The following is a 15792-nucleotide window of genomic DNA, read 5'->3' as shown; positions in this document are numbered from 1 at the left end:
GTCACCACTCCTTGAATATTCCGCACGCGCTCTTCGTACGTGCGCACGGCGCGTTGTGCCCCGTCACTACCTCGGATGCGCCCCGGGGCCGAAAAGTTCGCGGGACCGGCCGGTGAGTTCCGGCGGGTTCGCCGGCCCACAGCATCAGCCCTTGAGGCGTACGGAGCCCAGGACCCGGTCGGCCGTGTCGTCGTCGCCGCTCTCCTGGCGGATCTGGACGTACACCTGGGCCTGTCCGGCGCCGCCGGTCGCGGTGAGCGCCGCCTCGGTGAGGGACCCGTCGGCGCCCGGACAGCCGTCCCAGGTCCGTATCAGCCCGTGCCAGCGCTCCGCGGTGTAGGCGCGACTTCCCGCGTAGTGGCATCCGGTGTGCGTGATGGCGCGGACCCGGCCGGTCACGTCGCCGTGTCCGCCGAGTCCGACGAAGGCCCCGTCGACGCCGGAGCCGAGATCCTGCCAGCGCGCCAGGTCGTTCGCGACGACGAGACCGGGTTCCGCGCCCGCTCCGAGGCCCAGTGACCGCGGGTTCCACCCGGAGGCGCGCACCTGCCTGCCCCAGGCGGCCGGTACCTCCACCGTGACCCGGCCCGTGCTGTCCTGGACGCGGAGGGTCTTCGCGGTGGACTGGTGGGTCAGCAGGACGGCGGCGGCACCGACCGCGCAGGCCACGATCCCGCCGGTCAGCGCCAGGAACGCCCTGCGCCGGGTCCGCGGCGGGCGCCGGGTCCGCGGGGACCCGGGTACGCCTCCCTCAAAGGCCTGTTCGGCCAGCCGGTCCAGTTCCTCGGCGAAGGCGGTGGCGCTGGGCCAGCGCCGCTCCCGGTCGGGTTCCATGGCGCGCAGCAGCGCCCGCCCGACGTCCGCTCCCAGGTCCGTACGGAGCCGGTCGGGGCGCTCGACCCTGCCGGGCGGGCCGGGCACCGCACCGGTGAGGAGGTGATGGCCGAGGGCGCCGAGGCTGTACACGTCCGCCCGCGCGTCGATCCCGGAGCCGGGCTGGGCCTGCTCGGGCGGGGTGTAGCCGGCCGAACCCGCCGCGATGGTCAGTCCGGAGGCCTGGGCCAGGCTCTTGGCCAGCCCCAGGTCGGCCAGCAGCACCCGGTCCGCTCCCCCGGGCGTGGTGCGCAGCAGCACGTTGGACGGCTTGATGTCGCGGTGCACGATCCCGGCCTCGTGCAGCGCGGCGGCGCCCCGGGCCGCCAGTGCTGTCAGCCGCAGCGCCTCGGCGACAGGCAGCGGCCCGGCCTCGATCCGGTCGGCGAGGGTGCCCCCGTCGGCGTACTCCATGACGAAGTAGGGCCTGCCGTCGGGGAGTTCACCGATGTCGTAGACCTGGACGACCCGGTTCGAGTCGGCCTTGCGGAGCAGCCGGGCCTCGGAGAGGAAGCGCTCTTGGATGTCGAGGCGGTCGGTCCAGTTCTCGGAGAGCACCTTGACCGCGACCGTCGCGTCGAGGATGTCGTCGTGGGCGAGCCAGACCACGCCGAAGCCACCGGCGCCCAGGCGCCGTTCCAGGCGGTAGCGGCCGATCCGCTCCAGGGAGTGCATGCGACTATCATGCCTGGCCTCTGATCGACAGCGAGGGGAGCGCCCGGTGCGGGACGCGGCGGAGACCGAGGAGCTGGCCCTGCGGGCGGCCGCCGGTGACCCGGCGGCACTCGACGTGCTGCTCCGGCAGGTCCGGCCCGAGGTCGTGCGGCGGTGCGGACGCTTCCTGCCGTGCCGCGAGGACGCCGAGGAGGCGGCCCAGGACGTCCTGCTCCAAGTGGCCCGCAGGATCACGACGTTCGAGGGGCGCAGCCGCTTCAGCACCTGGCTCTACACGGTGGTCGCCAACTGCGCCCGGCAGAAGTACCGCGAGCTGAAGCGGCGCGCCGACGAGCGGCCGGAGGCGATCGACGCGACGCGGTACGTCGATCCGCGCACGACGAGTGTCATCGCGGGTTCCAGGATCGACCTCCTGGAGGCGCTGGAGCGCCTGGAGCGTGAACATCCGCACCTGGTGGCGCCGTTGGTCTACCGCGACATCTGCCAGTTGGAGTACGCGGAGGTCGCCGAGCGCGTGGGCGTTCCGCTCGGCACGCTCAAGTCCCGTCTGCACGAGGCGCGCAGAAAGGTCAGGCCCTGGCTGTCCGACGCCTCTTGACGGTCAGGTCCTGGGTGTCCGACGCCAACCGGCGGTCCGTCCCTGGCAGTTCGATGCCCGCTGACGGGCAGCCCGCGGCCCCTTGCCCGCCGGGTCCGACGGCCCGGCGGGCAAGGGGTTCGGCGCAAGGGGTTCGGTGCCGAACGGTCAGCGCTGGGTGTAGATGAAGCCGATCTTGTCGACCTCGTCGCCCGCGCGGCCGTGGAATCCGGCGATCTGCGTGCCGACGGGCGCCGTTCGGGTCACGCAGTCCGAGGTCGTCGTACCGCCGGCCAGGGTCCGGCCGAGGTTCGTGGTGAACTTGGTGGAGAAGATCCGGGTGTGGCCGTCCTTCACGCCCTCGCACAGTTGCGCGGAGGTCAGGTACTCGCCACTGCCCAGTGTCAGCGCGGAGGCGGTGCCGCCCGTGCCGCCGTGCGCGAACGCCGTGCCGTCGCTCAGCGTCAGCCCCATCCGGTCGACCCGAGCGCCGCTGCTCAGGGAGACGCTGGTGGCGCGGGCGCCGGCCGCTACCCCGGTGATGTCGTTGAAGTAGTCGCCGTGCGGTCCGCCGAACTGGTCGCTGAGCTGGAAGGCCGCGCTGCGCGACCAGGTGAACGACGCGGTGATCGGGTCGTGGTCGGAGAGCATCAGGCCGTCGGAGGTCAGGAAGCGCGTGTGCTCGTTGTGGTAGCTCGTCGCGTCGAGCGTGACGAGCTTGCTGCTTCGGTAGAGGATCTTGTCGACGACCTCGCAGGTGTCGGGCACGGTGGTGCCGCTCTGGTCGCAGACGAGCGCGTCGCTTCCCTTGGCCGGCGGGGTGCCGCCGCGGACGAGCTGGACCCAGGCGTCCGTCAGGCCGTTGGCGGCGCCGAACTCCGCGATGGTGTCGCCGGAGCGGGTGTAGCGGGTGTTCGTGTCGCCCATGACGACCACGGCGTTGCCCGCGGAGTGGGTGCCGATGAACGCGGTGAGCTGGTTCAGGTTGTCGGCGCGGGAGGCGAGGTCGCCGTCGTTGGTGCCCGCGTTGGTGTGCACGTTGTAGAAGTCGACGTAGACGCCTTCGGCGAGGCGTTCCCGCATGAAGGTGAAGCCCTTGGGCGTGAGGCAGTCGCCGGAGTCGATCTGGCAGGAGTTCCAGCCGACCCGCTCGAAGTCGTCGGTGTCGTAGGAGATCTTCGAGAGGGTGTTGAGCCCGCTGCCGACCCCGGCTCCGCCGCTGGTGGGGGTGCGGTACGGGTGCGCGGTGTCGGCCGCGTACAGGGCCGCGTGGTAGTTGAAGTCCTCCTCGACATGGACGATGTCGTAGGGGGCGACGAGTCCGCCGATCGCCGTGGTGGCGGCCTGCCGGGGTGTCGGTGCGCTGGAGATGCCGTCGGGCAGCCCGGCGACGTTGTAGCTGAGCACACTGAACGTGCCCGAGTCGGCGGCCGAGGCGGGGGAGGCCGCGGTGGTCAGTCCGCCGAGTGCGGCGGCCGCGGCCACCGTACCGGCGAGAAGTCTGCGGAGAGGGGACATGGGGGGTGTGTCTCCCGGGGACGAAGGGGCGTCAGGAACCGACGTGGAAGGTGGCGTCGGCCTTGTCGGTGGACGTGGACACCGGATCGATGCGCAGCACGTAGTTCGCGTGCCTGAGGTATCGGTCCGGGTTGTTGTAGGAACGGAAGGACGACCACGAGGTGTCGGCCAGGCCCGCCGTCCGCCGGAAGGTGGCGTCCTGCGCGAACGTCGTGGTGCCGTCGTCGACGTCGAGCACCATCCGGTAGTCGCTGTGCCGCAGGTAGCGCGTCGGGTAGTTGACCGAGCGGAACGAGACGCCCGCCGAATCGGCGAGTCCGGGCACCAGCGTCCACTGTGAGTCCGTGTACGGGTCGAAGGGGTACTCGTCGATCCGGCCGACGTAGTTGGAGTGCCGGACGTAACGCGCCGGATAGTTGTAGGACTTGAGCCGGTTCCAGGCCGGAGCGCCCCATGCGGCGAGGAGGTTGTCGTACTCCGCCGTGGTGATCGGCTGGATGCCCGCGTGCTTGGAGTTGAGCGGCTGGGTGTACAGGCGCTGGTCGACCGCCGTCCAGGTGCCGCTCGCGAGGTCGGCCGACTGCCAGGCGTAGAAGACCCCGTTGGGCGTGTAGGTGTCACCCCAGAGGAACCATGTCGCGGTCGACTGGGACTTGACGAGGATCGGGGCCTCGGTGCCGCCGTGCGCGACCGGGGTGCTGAACACGGTGAAGCTGCCGGGGTCCAGGGACGTCGACCGGGCGCCCACCAGGGTCTGGTCCTTCTTGAAATAGAGGTAGTTGACGCCGTTGACGCCCACGGCCAGATCGCCGTCGATCACGTCGTAGCCGGGGTCGAAGAACACCTGCGCCGCCGACACCGTCACGAAGTCGGACGTGTGGTTGACCATGATGACGTTGTGGCCGCTGGAGTCGACCGCGGAGTAGACGATCCCGTACTGGCCCCGCCCCGCGTCCCAGTAGGCCTCGGGGGCCCAGCTGTGGGTGGCCATGTCGTGCAGCTTCAGCCGGCGGTAACCGCTGAAGGAGCGCAGATCGGCCGAGTCCCACACATGGATGTACTGGCTCTGCAGCGTCCAGTCGGTTCCCTTGAGGTCGGTGGCGAGTACCACGAACGTGCCGTCCTGCCTGCGCAGGATGAAGGGATCGCGCAGTCCGCCGGTGCCGCCGGCCGGGGTCACGACCGGCTTGTTCTGGTTCAGCGGCGTCCACTGGAGGGAGTCGGGACTGACGGCCAGATGAAGGCCGTAGTCCGCTCCGTCACCGTTCGGGGACTCGGTGAAGTAGCCCATCACATAGGCCGTCGCGGCCGCCGCGCGGGCGGCCGGGGTGCCGAGGGCGAAGGCGGCGGTGAGGCCGGCCATCGCCCCGAGCGCGACGCGCCGTGACGGCCGAAGCGGACTGTCGTTCATGCCGGTCTCCTCGATGGTCGTGGGGGTCGGGCCCGGGCCGTGACGGTGCCGTCGTAGCTGTCGAGGAACGGCCCGATGGTGCGGGGCGGGGGCTTCGCCCGGACCTGCGCATGCCGAGGAGCGGGGCGGTGGCGTCCCTCCATCGCCCTTCTCCTGTTCGGTATGTCGAATGCTGTGCGACATGCTGTGCGAGGCATTACGGTAGGGGCTCGCGGGTGGTGTGAACAGGGCCCGTAGGGACGGAAGTTGAGTGTGTTCACGCGCGGGGCCGGGCGTCGTGGCCCGCGCGTCGTCGGTGCCGCTGTCTAGGCTGGCCGGCGTGAAGGAACAGAACGGCAGACCACTCGCGGTGTTCGACCTGGACGGCACTCTCGCGGACACCGCGCACCGGCAGCGGTTCCTGGAGCGAGTGCCGCGGGACTGGGACGGGTTCTTCGCGGCGGCGGCCGAGGACCCGCCGCTCGCGGAGGGCGTCGCGCTGGCGCTGAGCAGCGCGCGGGAGTGCGAGGTGGTCTATCTGACGGGCCGTCCCGAGCGATGCCGGCGGGCCACCGTGGAGTGGCTGGCCGCGCAGGGCCTGCCCGAGGGGCGTATCTGGATGCGGCGCAACGACGACCGCAGGCCCGCCCGCCGCACCAAGCTGGAGATCCTTCGCCGGCTCGCCCGCGACCGGGAGGTCCGCGTCCTGGTCGACGACGACGAATTCGTCTGCGAGGAGGCGGAGCGGGCCGGTTTCACGGTCGTACGGGCACGGTGGGCGGCCGCGTCGGCGGCGCTGAAGGACGCGCAGGAGCGGGAGGGGCGGACCTGAGGGGTTGCCGGAGGGGTTCTCGGCGGGGGACGGGACCCGTGGGCGCGGGTCGGGTCAGTCGGCGTCCTCCAGTCGGAAACCGAGCTTCAGGCCGACCTGGTAGTGCTCGATCCGCCCGTTCTCGATCTGGCCCCTGACCTGCGTGACCTCGAACCAGTCGAGGTTGCGCAGGGTCTGCGAGGCCCGGGTGATCCCATTGCGAATGGCCTGGTCGACGCCTTCGTGGGAGGTCCCGACGATCTCGGTGACCCGATAGGTGTGGTCGGACATGCGGGTGCTCCTCTCCGCCGTGGCGCGAGTGCCACGCGTCATTCCACGGTGCCCCAGGGTGTGGCGCTCCGCGAGACGGCGGGGTGGCCAGGGTGACGGCGGGCCCTTGACGGGGCTGATTGGTCCATACCAAACTCCAGACGCCCGTACGAGCGACCCGCTCGTCCCCCCACGTCGGGCCCTTGCCCCTGTCCGCAAGACAGAACAGGACCCTCGTGAACGTGAAACGCCGCTATCTCGCCGTCGTGTGCGTCACCGCCTCCCTGCTCACCGCCTGCGGCACCCTCCCCGGCACCGGCACGCACCGGCGGACCGTCACGGTGTGGCTGATGAAGGACAGCGCCTCCCAGGACTTCCTGAACCGGTTCACCGAGGACTTCGAGCAAAAGCACGGTGACCTCCGGCTCGACATCCGTATCCAGGAGTGGACCGGGATCGGGGAGAAGGTGCAGGCGGCACTGAAGCGGACCGACCGGGCCGCCCCCGACGTCATCGAGGTCGGCAACACCCAGGTCGCGCAGTACGTCGACGACGGCGGCCTGCGGGACATGACCCTGGAGTCGATGCGCGACTGGGGCATGAACCAGTGGCTGCCGGGCCTCGCCGTGCCCGGCCGGTTCGGAGCCCACCAGTACGGCATCCCCTGGTACGCCGCCAACCGCGTCGTCATCTACCGCAAGGACCTGTTCGCGGGGGCCGGCATCAAGCAGCCGCCGAAGACCCGCGAACAGTGGCTCACGGACACCGAGCGCCTCAACTCCGGTGGCAAACAGGGCATTTACCTGGCCGGACAGGACTGGTACACCCTCTCCGGCTTCATCTGGGACGAGGGCGGCGACCTCGCCGAGGAGTCGGGCTCCGGAAACTGGCGGGGCACGCTGGACACGCCCGCCGCACTGCGCGGCATGGACTTCTACCGGCGCCTGCAGGCACTTGGCCGGGGCCCCGCGAACGCCGACGAGGAACACCCGCCGCAGTCAGGGGTGTTCGCCAAGGGGCGGGTCGCGCAGATCGTGGCCGTGCCCGGACTCGCCCGGGCCGTCGAGCGGGCCAACCCGGAACTCAAGGGCAAGCTGGGCTTCTTTCCGGTTCCCGGCAGGACGGCCGAGAAACCGGGTGCGGTCTTCACCGGCGGCTCCGACCTGGTGGTGCCCGAGAACACCGACGACCGTCCCGGCGCCACCGCCGTCGTGGCCGCCCTCGCCGGCGCCAAGTGGCAGACCGAGCTGGCCCGGACGATGAACTACGTGCCCAACAAGACGACGCTCGCCCACGCCGTGGCGGGCGAGGCGGGGGTCGCGGCCATGGCGGCGGGCGCCGCGCAGGGCCGGGCGACCCCGTCCTCACCCCAATGGGCCGCGGTCGAGGCCCACAACCCGATCAAGGACTGCATGACGAAGATCCTCGGCGGAGCCGACCCGGCGACGGAGGCCGGGCGCGCCTCCGACCGGATCACGGCCATCCTGGATGCCGACGGCACGTGAGCGAGGCTCCCTCCCGCGCCGATGACCTGGCCGGTCTCCCAAACCCTTTCGGCCGCCGCCCGGAACCCGGTCGGGCGTCGGCGAGGGCCCGTCCGGCGCTCACGGCGAGGATGTCGGGACTTCCGGAGGGGCAGTCCCGTCGACGCCCAGGAACGAGAAGGGCGAGCAGCGGGGAGTGACAGGGCCTTCCGGGCCGTAACCGAGCCGGATGAGCATCTGGACGTGGTCGAAGGGCGCCGTCGGGCTGCGCAGTTCGTCGCGGAGGTCGGGCCACTCCAGAGCCTGGTGGAGGAGCGAGGTGCGCAGGCCGTGCGCGGTCGCGACCAGCAGCACGTGCTGGAGCGACTGACCGGCGCGCAACCAGTCGGAGCGCCGGTCGTGTCCCGTGGCCAGGAAGGCCAAGGTGGGGTTGCGTTCGAACGGCCGGGCAGGCAACCGCTCCATCGAACGCTCTGCGGAGAAGTCGCGCATGGGCAGCCGTTCGAAGGCGTCCTGCGGTCCGATGGCGGCGGACGGGATGCCGGTGTCACTCGCCTCGTCCCGGCTCGTCCAGCGGCGGCTTTCGGCGCTGCGGTACGGGTCGGAGTGGTTGCGGTGCTCCGCTTCCGCCGTGACCCGCAGGAGCCGTCCCGCCTCGCCCGGGGCGGTCACGGCCAGCCTGGCGCCCTCGATCTGGGCGGCTTCCACGAGGTCGTTCAGGACACGGCCGGGAACCACCTCGTCGGTGAAGGGGAACCGGCTGCTGTGCCGGCGCCAGATCGCTTCGTACAGCTCGGCGGCGTGCAGCCCACGCGGGCTCGCCCGACGTGTGATCCGGACGGATGCGAGCAGCCCGGGGGCGCGCGGATCGGGGAGCAGCCGCGTGACCGGCTTCCAGCCGAGGTGCGTCACCGCCACCCGCAGGTTGAACAGGGCCGCGCCGGCGGCGATGTGCAGAGCCCTGCCGTGTGGATCCTCTTGGGGCAGCCCCCGCTCGACGGTGGCGTGGATCTCCACGACGGCCGGCTCGGCGCCGAGCCGGAAGCGCCACGGCTGCGTGTTGTGCATCGAAGGGGCCGCGACGGCGGCCGAGAGGAGCCTTTCCAGCGTCGATGAGTCCGGGTGGGTCGAGGACATGGCGGCCTCCTGCCGGACGAGGTGGGCCGCGGGCATGCGGCTGCCTTCAGCCTGCGAGCGCGGGCGGCGACGGCGAAGGGGCCGATCGGCCCTTGCCCGGGGCTGGGCGGCCACGTCTTTCTCCGACGGCGGCCGCTGCCGCACGGGACCGCACAGATCCAGCGGGCGGAGCCGAACGGCCACCCGCCCGCGCCCGCGGCCGCGTTGGGCCGATCGGCCTCCCTCGGGGCCCTGCGGCCCCTGCCCCACGCACCTGTTCCTCACGACGCTGGAACTGAACCGGATCGGACCCCCGATTCCGCGGTCCCGCACCACCGGCATGCCCCGTCGCGTCGTACCGCAACGGACACGTCCCGAGGACGCCGACTCAACCCGAGGCCGAAATCCGCACCAGTCAAAGGAGTTCACCGTCATGACCGTTCGTGTCGGTATAAACGGCTTCGGCCGCATCGGCCGTACCTATCTGCGCGCGGCGCTGGAGCGCGCCGAGGCGGGCACCCAGTACGTCGAGGTCGTCGCGATCAACGACATCGCGCCGCCCGCCACCCTGGCTCATCTCCTTGAGTACGACTCGACGTTCGGACGTCTAGGGCGTGAGGTCCTGCACGACGACAGCTCGATCACCGTCGACGGCCGGCGCATCGCCGTCACCGCCGAGCGGGACCCGGCGGCCCTCCAGTGGTCCGACAACGGCGCCGACATCGTCATCGAGTCCACGGGCCGCTTCCGTGACCGCGACACCGCCGCCCTGCACCTGAAGAGCGGCGCCCACACCGTGCTGCTCTCGGCACCCGGCAAGAACGCGGACGCCACGATCGTGATGGGCGTCAACGACCACACCTACGACCGTGCCTCCGACAGGGTCGTGTCGGCGGCCTCCTGCACCACCAACTGCGTCGCCCCGATGGTCAAGGTGCTCCATGAGGCCTTCGGTGTCGAGCGCGGCGTGATGACCACCATCCACGGCTACACCAACGACCAGTCCCTGCTGGACGGCCCGCACAAGGACCTGCGCCGCGCCCGTTCGGCGGCGCTCAGCATCATCCCCACCAGCACGGGCGCCGCCCGCGCCGTCGGACTGGTCCTGCCCGAGCTGGCCGGAGTCCTGGACGGCATCGCGGTCCGCGTGCCCGTCGAGGACGGCTCGCTCACCGACCTCGCGGTGGTGCTACGCCGCGAAGCGACGGCAGAGGAGATCAACGCCGTATTCGCCGCGGCCGCGGAGGGCGCACTGAAGGGCATCCTCCGTGTCTCGCGGGCGCCCATCGTCTCCCGCGACGTCATCGGCGACCCGTCGTCCTGCGTCTTCGACCCGGCCCTGACCCAGGCCGACGGAACGCTGGCGAAGGTCTTCGGCTGGTACGACAACGAGTGGGGGTACACCAACCGCCTGCTCGACCTCACCGCGCTGGTCGCCGACGACTGACGCGCACACGAGCGCTGCCACGCGCTTCCCCGCAGTCCCGTACGCCGCGCCGCGCGATTGCGTTCCTCTACGCGGTCGTCCTGCTCGCTCGCGCTTCCGCGGGTGCAGGAACCGTTCGGCACGGCTGGGTCCACCCCACGGCATGGGCCGGTCGGCCCCTGTCGAGGACCAGCGGCCCCTGGTTCGGGGCCCGTGCGAACGCAAGACTGATCATGCATCTCTCAAGGAGGTCTCCAGATGTCCCGCAGCATCGTCGTCGGTCTGGACGGTTCGTCCGAGAGCCTCGCAGCGGCCGACTGGGCAGCTCGTGAAGCCCTGCGCACGGATGCTCACCTGCGCGTCGTCCACGCGTGGCTGTGGCACCCGCCTGTGTACGCCCCGCTGGCCGGCGTTTCCGTACCGTCGCCCACGACGGACGATCTGGAGCGTGAATGGGCCGAACGTCTGCCGCACGAGACCGCGGCCCGGCTCGGCGCACTGCATCCTGGCCTGTCGGTCAGCGCCGAGCGCGTCGCCGAACAGCCTGTCACCGTCCTGCTGGCCGCAGCCGAGAACGCCGAACTGCTGGTCCTCGGGTCCAGGGGGCTGAGCGGTGTCCACGGGTTCCTCGTCGGCTCCGTCGCGCAGGCTCTGGTGGCCCGGAGCCGGACGCCGGTGGTCCTCGTACGCGCCGGGACGACCCCCGAGGACGACCGCGAGAACCGGGACGTGGTCCTCGGTCTCGACCTGGAGCACCCGGGCGCCTCCGTGATCGCATTCGCCTTCCGGGCGGCGGCCGACAGGGCGACCGGCCTGCGTGTCGTCCACGGCTGGAGTCCGCCGCCCTACTACGGCTACGGCGGAGCCTTCGACGCGGAGGTCAACGAGGAACTGCTCGCCGAGGCGCAGCGGCGGCTGACCGAGGTCCTGAGCCCCTGGCGGGAGAAGTTCCCCGGCGTCGAGGTGCGCGGGCAGGCCGTGATCGGCGGCGCGGGCCCCCACCTCGTGGAGGCCTCGCGGAACGCCTCGCTGGTCGTGGTCGGTCGCCGCAACCGGCGGTCCCCGGTCGGCACCCACGTCGGACCGGTGACGCAAGCGGTACTGCACCACTCCGCGGCACCGGTCGCGGTGGTACCGAACGACTGACCCTCCGGGTCACACAAGTGCGATGAGGGGCCCGGGCGCGCGCCCCCTGGGCCCCTCGTTCCATGACGCGGTACGGCTCCAGGCCGGTGAGAGCCGGTGTCACGCGGGCGAAGACGTCGGGCGGGGTCTCCGGCCCTCGTGCGGGGAGCCGGGCCGCGCGCCCGCTGTCACGGCCCGTGGGACCGGCTACTGATCGGCCGCAGTGATACGGCGGCCCGTGAGACTCGTGGGCCGGATCGACACCCACATCATGCGCTCACCGCCCGCCCAGGGTTCGGTGTGCGCGTCTCGGGTGAGCCGGCCCGTGACCTCGGGGTCCGTCACCGGAATGGCGGGGCCGACGGCGAGCACGTTCCATCCCTGGCTCGGAGCGTCGTCCACGTGGTCGACCTCGAAGGCGACCTCGGTTCCTGCGGCAGCCGCGGTCACGGAGCCGGGAGAGGTCCGGAAGACGATCGCGTCGTCGACCACGTCGTAGTTGACCGGGACGACCGCCGGGCGGCCGCCGGACGGCGACACCGCCACGCGCCCCACGCCGTGCGTGGAGAGCAGGGTGCGGCATTCGTCCACGGTGAGGTCCCGCAGTCGAGGACGAAGGAGCGCCTCACCCTGCCCGGGGTGCGGGGTCGCTCCGGCGTCATGCTGCGGACGTCCTTCTCGGCGGCCTTGAGCAGTTGGTGGGCGAGGTCGTGCAAGGCCCGGCCTGCCGCCAGTTCGTCGCCGATCTCGGGCACGTTCGTGTCCGTCGGACCGCAGTGCGCGGTTCCGCGGCCGGTCATCGCCGTGGTGCCGGTGTCCAGCACGACGTGCGCCTTCGTTGTTCCGTCGTCGTCCTCGAAGAGGTCGAGACGTACGTTCCACTGTCCCGTGTGCGACATCGCGCTCTCCTTGCCCGCGTGGCTCCGTGCCCTGAACTCCGTGTACCAGCGGTGTGCGAAGTGCCGTCAGCGCACGGGCGGCATGTGTCGGAAGGGGTTGTCTGCCTCCCGGCAGGGTGTCGGTCGGCTCTCCGGTCCTCCCACGATCGAACGGCGGCGTCCCCGGTCACAGGGCCGAAGGTCCCTGCGGGACCGGCGACCGGCCCGAAGCCGAGGCGGATCCGCCTCCTCGTTCCGCGGCCGACCGCGAGGGGATTCGCCACGCTCGTGTCACCCCTCATGCCGGATTCCGTGCCTTCCGCGCCCTCCGTGACTCCACATGCGCCAGGGAGAGGTTGGGGGTGATCCTGAGAGAACGCATCACCCCGGTGCACAGGCGACGCACGGACCACGCTCCGGTCGCGGACTCGCTCATCGTCATTTCCAGCTTCTTACGAGATGGAGGGCCGCCGTCATGCAACCAGCCGTCACCGTGGGCCTCGACGGATCGCCCGAGAGTCTGGCCGCCGCCCGCTGGGCCGCCGACGAAGCCGAGAAGCGCAAGCTCCCGCTGCGCCTGCTGCACGCGTGGCCGATGCTGGCGCCGGAACCGCCCCGGGTCGCCGGCGAGGTCGATCAGAACTATTGGGCGAAGCGTCTGGTCCACACCGCGCAGGCGGAGCTCCAAGCCCGCCACCCGGGCCTGACCGTCGTCGGGAACCTGGTCGCCGACGAAGCCGGGAGCGCCCTGCTCCAAGCGGCGACGGAGTCGGAGATCACGGTGCTCGGTTCGCGCGGGCTGGAGTCCGTCGAGAGCTATTTCCTCGGTGACATCAGCATGCCCGTCGTGGCACGGGCCGAACGGCCGGTGGTGCTGGTCCGCGCCGCCTCTCGGGAGCGGAAGGCTCCCGAGCCCGGTAGCCCGGTGGTCGTCGCCCTGAAGCTGCACGGGTCCTCCGACGACCTGCTCGAATTCGGGTTCCGGACCGCCGCGGCAAGAGACGTACCGCTCCTGGCCGTCCACGGTCGCAGCGTGCCGCTCCACGCACATGTGCCCTGGGGTGTGGACCACGGGGTCACCGAGGAGATGACGCGCGAGGCGCACGAGGAGGCGGGCAGGGCGCTTCACCCGTGGCGAGAGAAGTACCCGCGGGTGGAGGTGGCCGACAGCATCGTTCTCGAAAGCCCGGCCAAGGCGGTCGTACGGTCCGCCGAGGGCGCCGCGCTGCTCGTCGTGGGCCGGCGCCGGCACCGTCATGGTCTGGCGCCGCACCTGGGGCCGGTGGCGCAGGCCGCCATTCACCATGGGCGCTGCCCGGTCGCCGTCGTCCCTCATGACTGAGCGAGGCGCCGCCGGGACGCCGGGGCCTCACCTCGCTGCCTCGCCCCGCACGGGTGCCCGGCACGACGGTGATCCGCCGACCCGTGCCGGCGTGTGCGAGACCCACACCGCGGTCCTGTTCTTCGTCGGCGACCGTGCGTACAAGCTCAAGAAGCCGGTCGATCTCGGGTTCCTCGACTACACCACGGCGACCGCCCGCCGGGTCGCGTGCGAGCGGGAAGTCGCCCTCAACCGTCGGTTCGCCCCCGATGTCTACCTGGGACTGGGAGAGTTCCGCGGTCCGGGCGAGTCGGAGGCCGAGCCGCTCGTGGTGATGCGCCGGATGCCGGAGGACCGTCGCCTCTCCCACCTCGTAGGAACGGGAGCCTCGGTCGACGACGTCCTCCGAGTCGTTGCCCGGCACCTCGCCACCTGGCACGCGGACGCGCCCCGTGGCCGTGAGGTGGACGAGCAAGGCACCCGGGATGCTCTGTCATCACGGTGGGAGGCCAGTTTCGCGCAGGTCCGCACGCTGGGCGCCGACGGTTCCGTACCCGATGACCTGGCGGAGATCGAGAAGCTGGTGCGCCGCTATCTCGCCGGCCGCGAGCGCCTGTTCGACGCCCGCATCGAGCAGGGGCGTGTGGTCGACGGCCACGGTGACCTGCTCACCGAGGACATCTTCTGCCTCGACGACGGTCCTCGGGTCCTGGACTGCCTGGAGTTCGACGACCATCTCCGGTACGTCGACGGCCTGGACGACGCGGCCTTCCTCGCCATGGACCTCGAACAGCACGGCGCCCCGGAGGCCGCGGCGTATTTCCTCGCCCAGTACGGCGAGTACTCCGCCGATCCCGCGCCCCCCTCCCTCTGGCACCACTACGTCGCCTACCGTGCGTTCGTCCGTGCCAAGGTCTCTCTCCTCCAAGCCCGTCAGGGCGCTGCGGGCGCGGAGGCGGCGTCGCGGCGGCTGATGTCGACGGCGCTGCGCCATCTGCGCACCTCTGCCGTCCGCCTCATCCCCGTGGGCGGACTGCCCGGCAGCGGGAAGTCCACCCTTTCCGGAGCACTGGCCGACCGGCTGGGAGTCACCCTGCTCAGCAGCGACCGGATCCGCAAGGAACTCGCCGGCATCCCGGCCGAGCAGTCCGCGGCAGCCGGCTACCGCGAGGGCCTGTACACGCCCGAGTGGACCGTGAAGACGTACACAGCCCTGCTCGACCGCGCGGCTGCTCTGCTGTCTTCCGGCGAGTCCGTCGTCCTGGACGCCACCTGGTCCGACGCCGCACAGCGCGAAGCGGCTCTGCGTGTGGCGGAACGCACCAGCGCGGACCTGGTGCCCCTCCACTGCCAGGTGCCGGGCGACGTCTCGGCCGCCCGTCTGAGCACGCGCACACGCGGAATGTCCGACGCGGACCTCGACATCGCCACCGCCATGGCGGCCGCCGAACCGCCATGGCGCGAGGCCGTGCCGGTCGACACCAGCGGCGCGCTGGAGTCCGCGGTCGCCCGGGCGATGACTGCCGTGCGGCCCTGGGGCACCGCTCAGGCGCCGGTCTTTCGCCGCCCCTACATGGAGCCGGACTGAGGTGGGTGCTGACCGTGTCGCCCTGGCGATGGACTCCCTGAGGCCGGCCCGTGAGGGCGTCGGGCGGCAGTGTGCCCACACGGTGGATCACCGGCGCGAGCCCTCCGCCGTGCCGGAGCGACAGCGCGATGCCCCGACCCCGGAACCCGGCACGAACCCGCCGTTCCGCCCCACGCCGGGGCTCCGGGTGCGGGTGACGCTCACGCCCACTGCTCCGTCCCCGCCGGGGAGGACGCCTCCAGGGTGGAGTCCTCCAGGTCGTGGGCTCGCCCGGGGGAGGCCGAGCTCACGTGCCCGCGGCAGGCGGCCCCGGCGGCTCCTGCAGGACGCTCGCGGCGACCGGGCCGAGCAGGTCGGCGAACCTGCGGAAGACGTCGAGGAGCAGGTCGTCGAGCGTCAGCACGCCCACGACCCTGCCTGATTCGAGGACCGGAAGCCGGCGGACCCCCGTGCGACGGAACGTCCGGTAGGCCACCTGGAGATCGTCGGTGGCTTCGACGGTGATGACGCGTGGCGACATGACCGCGTCCACCCGGGCCGTCGCGTCCAGGCCTCCGCCCAATCCCCGTACCGCGAGGTCGCGGTCGGTGACTATGCCGTGCAGCGCTCCGTCCTCGACCACGAGGACCGACCCGACGGCGTACTCGGCCATCCGGTCGGTCACCTCGTCCAGGGGAACGTGAGGTGCCACGCACACCGGAGGAGCAGTCATCACCTCCGAGACCTTCATGCGATTACCC

Annotated in this window: 13 protein-coding genes and 2 pseudogenes; 7 read left to right on the top strand and 8 right to left on the bottom strand. The window is 71.6% G+C overall.

Annotated features, from left to right (window positions below; genetic code table 11):
• Positions 1-144: 144 nt before the first annotated feature.
• Complete coding sequence (locus OHT01_RS06180; protein WP_328552100.1) at positions 145-1548, bottom strand: serine/threonine-protein kinase; 1404 nt, start codon at positions 1546-1548, stop codon at positions 145-147.
• Between the two features lie 46 nt (positions 1549-1594).
• Between OHT01_RS06180 and OHT01_RS06175 the strand changes: the two genes are divergently transcribed.
• Complete coding sequence (locus tag OHT01_RS06175) at positions 1595-2146, top strand: RNA polymerase sigma factor (protein WP_328552099.1); 552 nt, start codon at positions 1595-1597, stop codon at positions 2144-2146.
• A 147-nt stretch (positions 2147-2293) separates the two neighbouring features.
• On the opposite strand, the gene OHT01_RS06170 is transcribed toward OHT01_RS06175, so the two are convergent.
• Both OHT01_RS06170 and OHT01_RS06165 read right to left on the bottom strand, forming a co-directional pair.
• The gene (locus OHT01_RS06170; RefSeq protein ID WP_328552098.1) at positions 2294-3643 is read right to left on the bottom strand and encodes a jacalin-like lectin; all 1350 of its coding nucleotides are present in this window, start codon (positions 3641-3643) and stop codon (positions 2294-2296) included.
• A 31-nt stretch (positions 3644-3674) separates the two neighbouring features.
• Positions 3675-5054 (bottom strand): glycoside hydrolase family 43 protein, encoded by a 1380-nt coding sequence (locus OHT01_RS06165; protein WP_328552097.1) that lies wholly within the window; start codon positions 5052-5054, stop codon positions 3675-3677.
• Between the two features lie 319 nt (positions 5055-5373).
• Between OHT01_RS06165 and OHT01_RS06160 the strand changes: the two genes are divergently transcribed.
• Complete coding sequence (locus tag OHT01_RS06160; protein ID WP_328552096.1) at positions 5374-5865, top strand: phosphatase domain-containing protein; 492 nt, start codon at positions 5374-5376, stop codon at positions 5863-5865.
• 54 nt (positions 5866-5919) lie between these two features.
• Here the strand turns inward: OHT01_RS06160 and OHT01_RS06155 are convergent, their stop codons facing one another.
• On the bottom strand, positions 5920-6135 hold the full coding sequence (locus tag OHT01_RS06155; protein ID WP_261707589.1) for a dodecin: 216 nt from the start codon (positions 6133-6135) through the stop codon (positions 5920-5922).
• A 221-nt stretch (positions 6136-6356) separates the two neighbouring features.
• Between OHT01_RS06155 and OHT01_RS06150 the strand changes: the two genes are divergently transcribed.
• Positions 6357-7619 carry an extracellular solute-binding protein gene (locus OHT01_RS06150; RefSeq protein WP_328558036.1) on the top strand — a complete coding sequence of 421 codons (1263 nt, stop codon included), beginning with the start codon at positions 6357-6359 and terminating at the stop codon, positions 7617-7619.
• 99 nt (positions 7620-7718) lie between these two features.
• Here the strand turns inward: OHT01_RS06150 and OHT01_RS06145 are convergent, their stop codons facing one another.
• Entirely contained in the window at positions 7719-8771 is a 1053-nt protein-coding gene (locus OHT01_RS06145) for an Acg family FMN-binding oxidoreductase (RefSeq protein WP_328552095.1), read from the bottom strand.
• 376 nt (positions 8772-9147) lie between these two features.
• Between OHT01_RS06145 and gap the strand changes: the two genes are divergently transcribed.
• Both gap and OHT01_RS06135 read left to right on the top strand, forming a co-directional pair.
• The gene (gene gap / locus OHT01_RS06140) at positions 9148-10161 is read left to right on the top strand and encodes a type I glyceraldehyde-3-phosphate dehydrogenase (protein ID WP_328552094.1); all 1014 of its coding nucleotides are present in this window, start codon (positions 9148-9150) and stop codon (positions 10159-10161) included.
• Between the two features lie 237 nt (positions 10162-10398).
• A complete protein-coding gene (locus OHT01_RS06135) occupies positions 10399-11286 on the top strand; it encodes a universal stress protein (protein ID WP_328552093.1) in 888 nt (295 codons plus the stop codon).
• 186 nt (positions 11287-11472) lie between these two features.
• On the opposite strand, the pseudogene OHT01_RS06130 reads toward OHT01_RS06135, so the two are convergent.
• Positions 11473-11904, bottom strand: a pseudogene (locus tag OHT01_RS06130) (pyridoxamine 5'-phosphate oxidase family protein); the annotation flags it as partial.
• A 5-nt stretch (positions 11905-11909) separates the two neighbouring features.
• Positions 11910-12164 (bottom strand): annotated as a pseudogene (locus OHT01_RS06125) (DUF1876 domain-containing protein); the annotation flags it as partial.
• 454 nt (positions 12165-12618) lie between these two features.
• Here OHT01_RS06125 and OHT01_RS06120 point away from each other — a divergent pair.
• Positions 12619-13485, top strand: a complete 867-nt coding sequence (locus OHT01_RS06120; RefSeq protein ID WP_328552092.1) for a universal stress protein — start codon at positions 12619-12621, stop codon at positions 13483-13485.
• Between the two features lie 91 nt (positions 13486-13576).
• Positions 13577-15052 carry a bifunctional aminoglycoside phosphotransferase/ATP-binding protein gene (locus tag OHT01_RS06115; protein WP_328552091.1) on the top strand — a complete coding sequence of 492 codons (1476 nt, stop codon included), beginning with the start codon at positions 13577-13579 and terminating at the stop codon, positions 15050-15052.
• Positions 15053-15338: 286 nt separating this feature from the next.
• Here OHT01_RS06115 and OHT01_RS06110 read toward each other — a convergent pair whose 3' ends face one another.
• Positions 15339-15782, bottom strand: coding sequence for a CBS domain-containing protein (locus OHT01_RS06110; protein WP_328552090.1), 444 nt, complete (start codon positions 15780-15782; stop codon positions 15339-15341).
• Positions 15783-15792 lie beyond the last annotated feature (10 nt).

It is taken from the genome of Streptomyces sp. NBC_00358 (genome assembly GCF_036099295.1).
In the GTDB taxonomy this organism is placed as follows: domain Bacteria; phylum Actinomycetota; class Actinomycetes; order Streptomycetales; family Streptomycetaceae; genus Streptomyces.
This window is presented reverse-complemented; position numbering and strand designations above follow the sequence as displayed.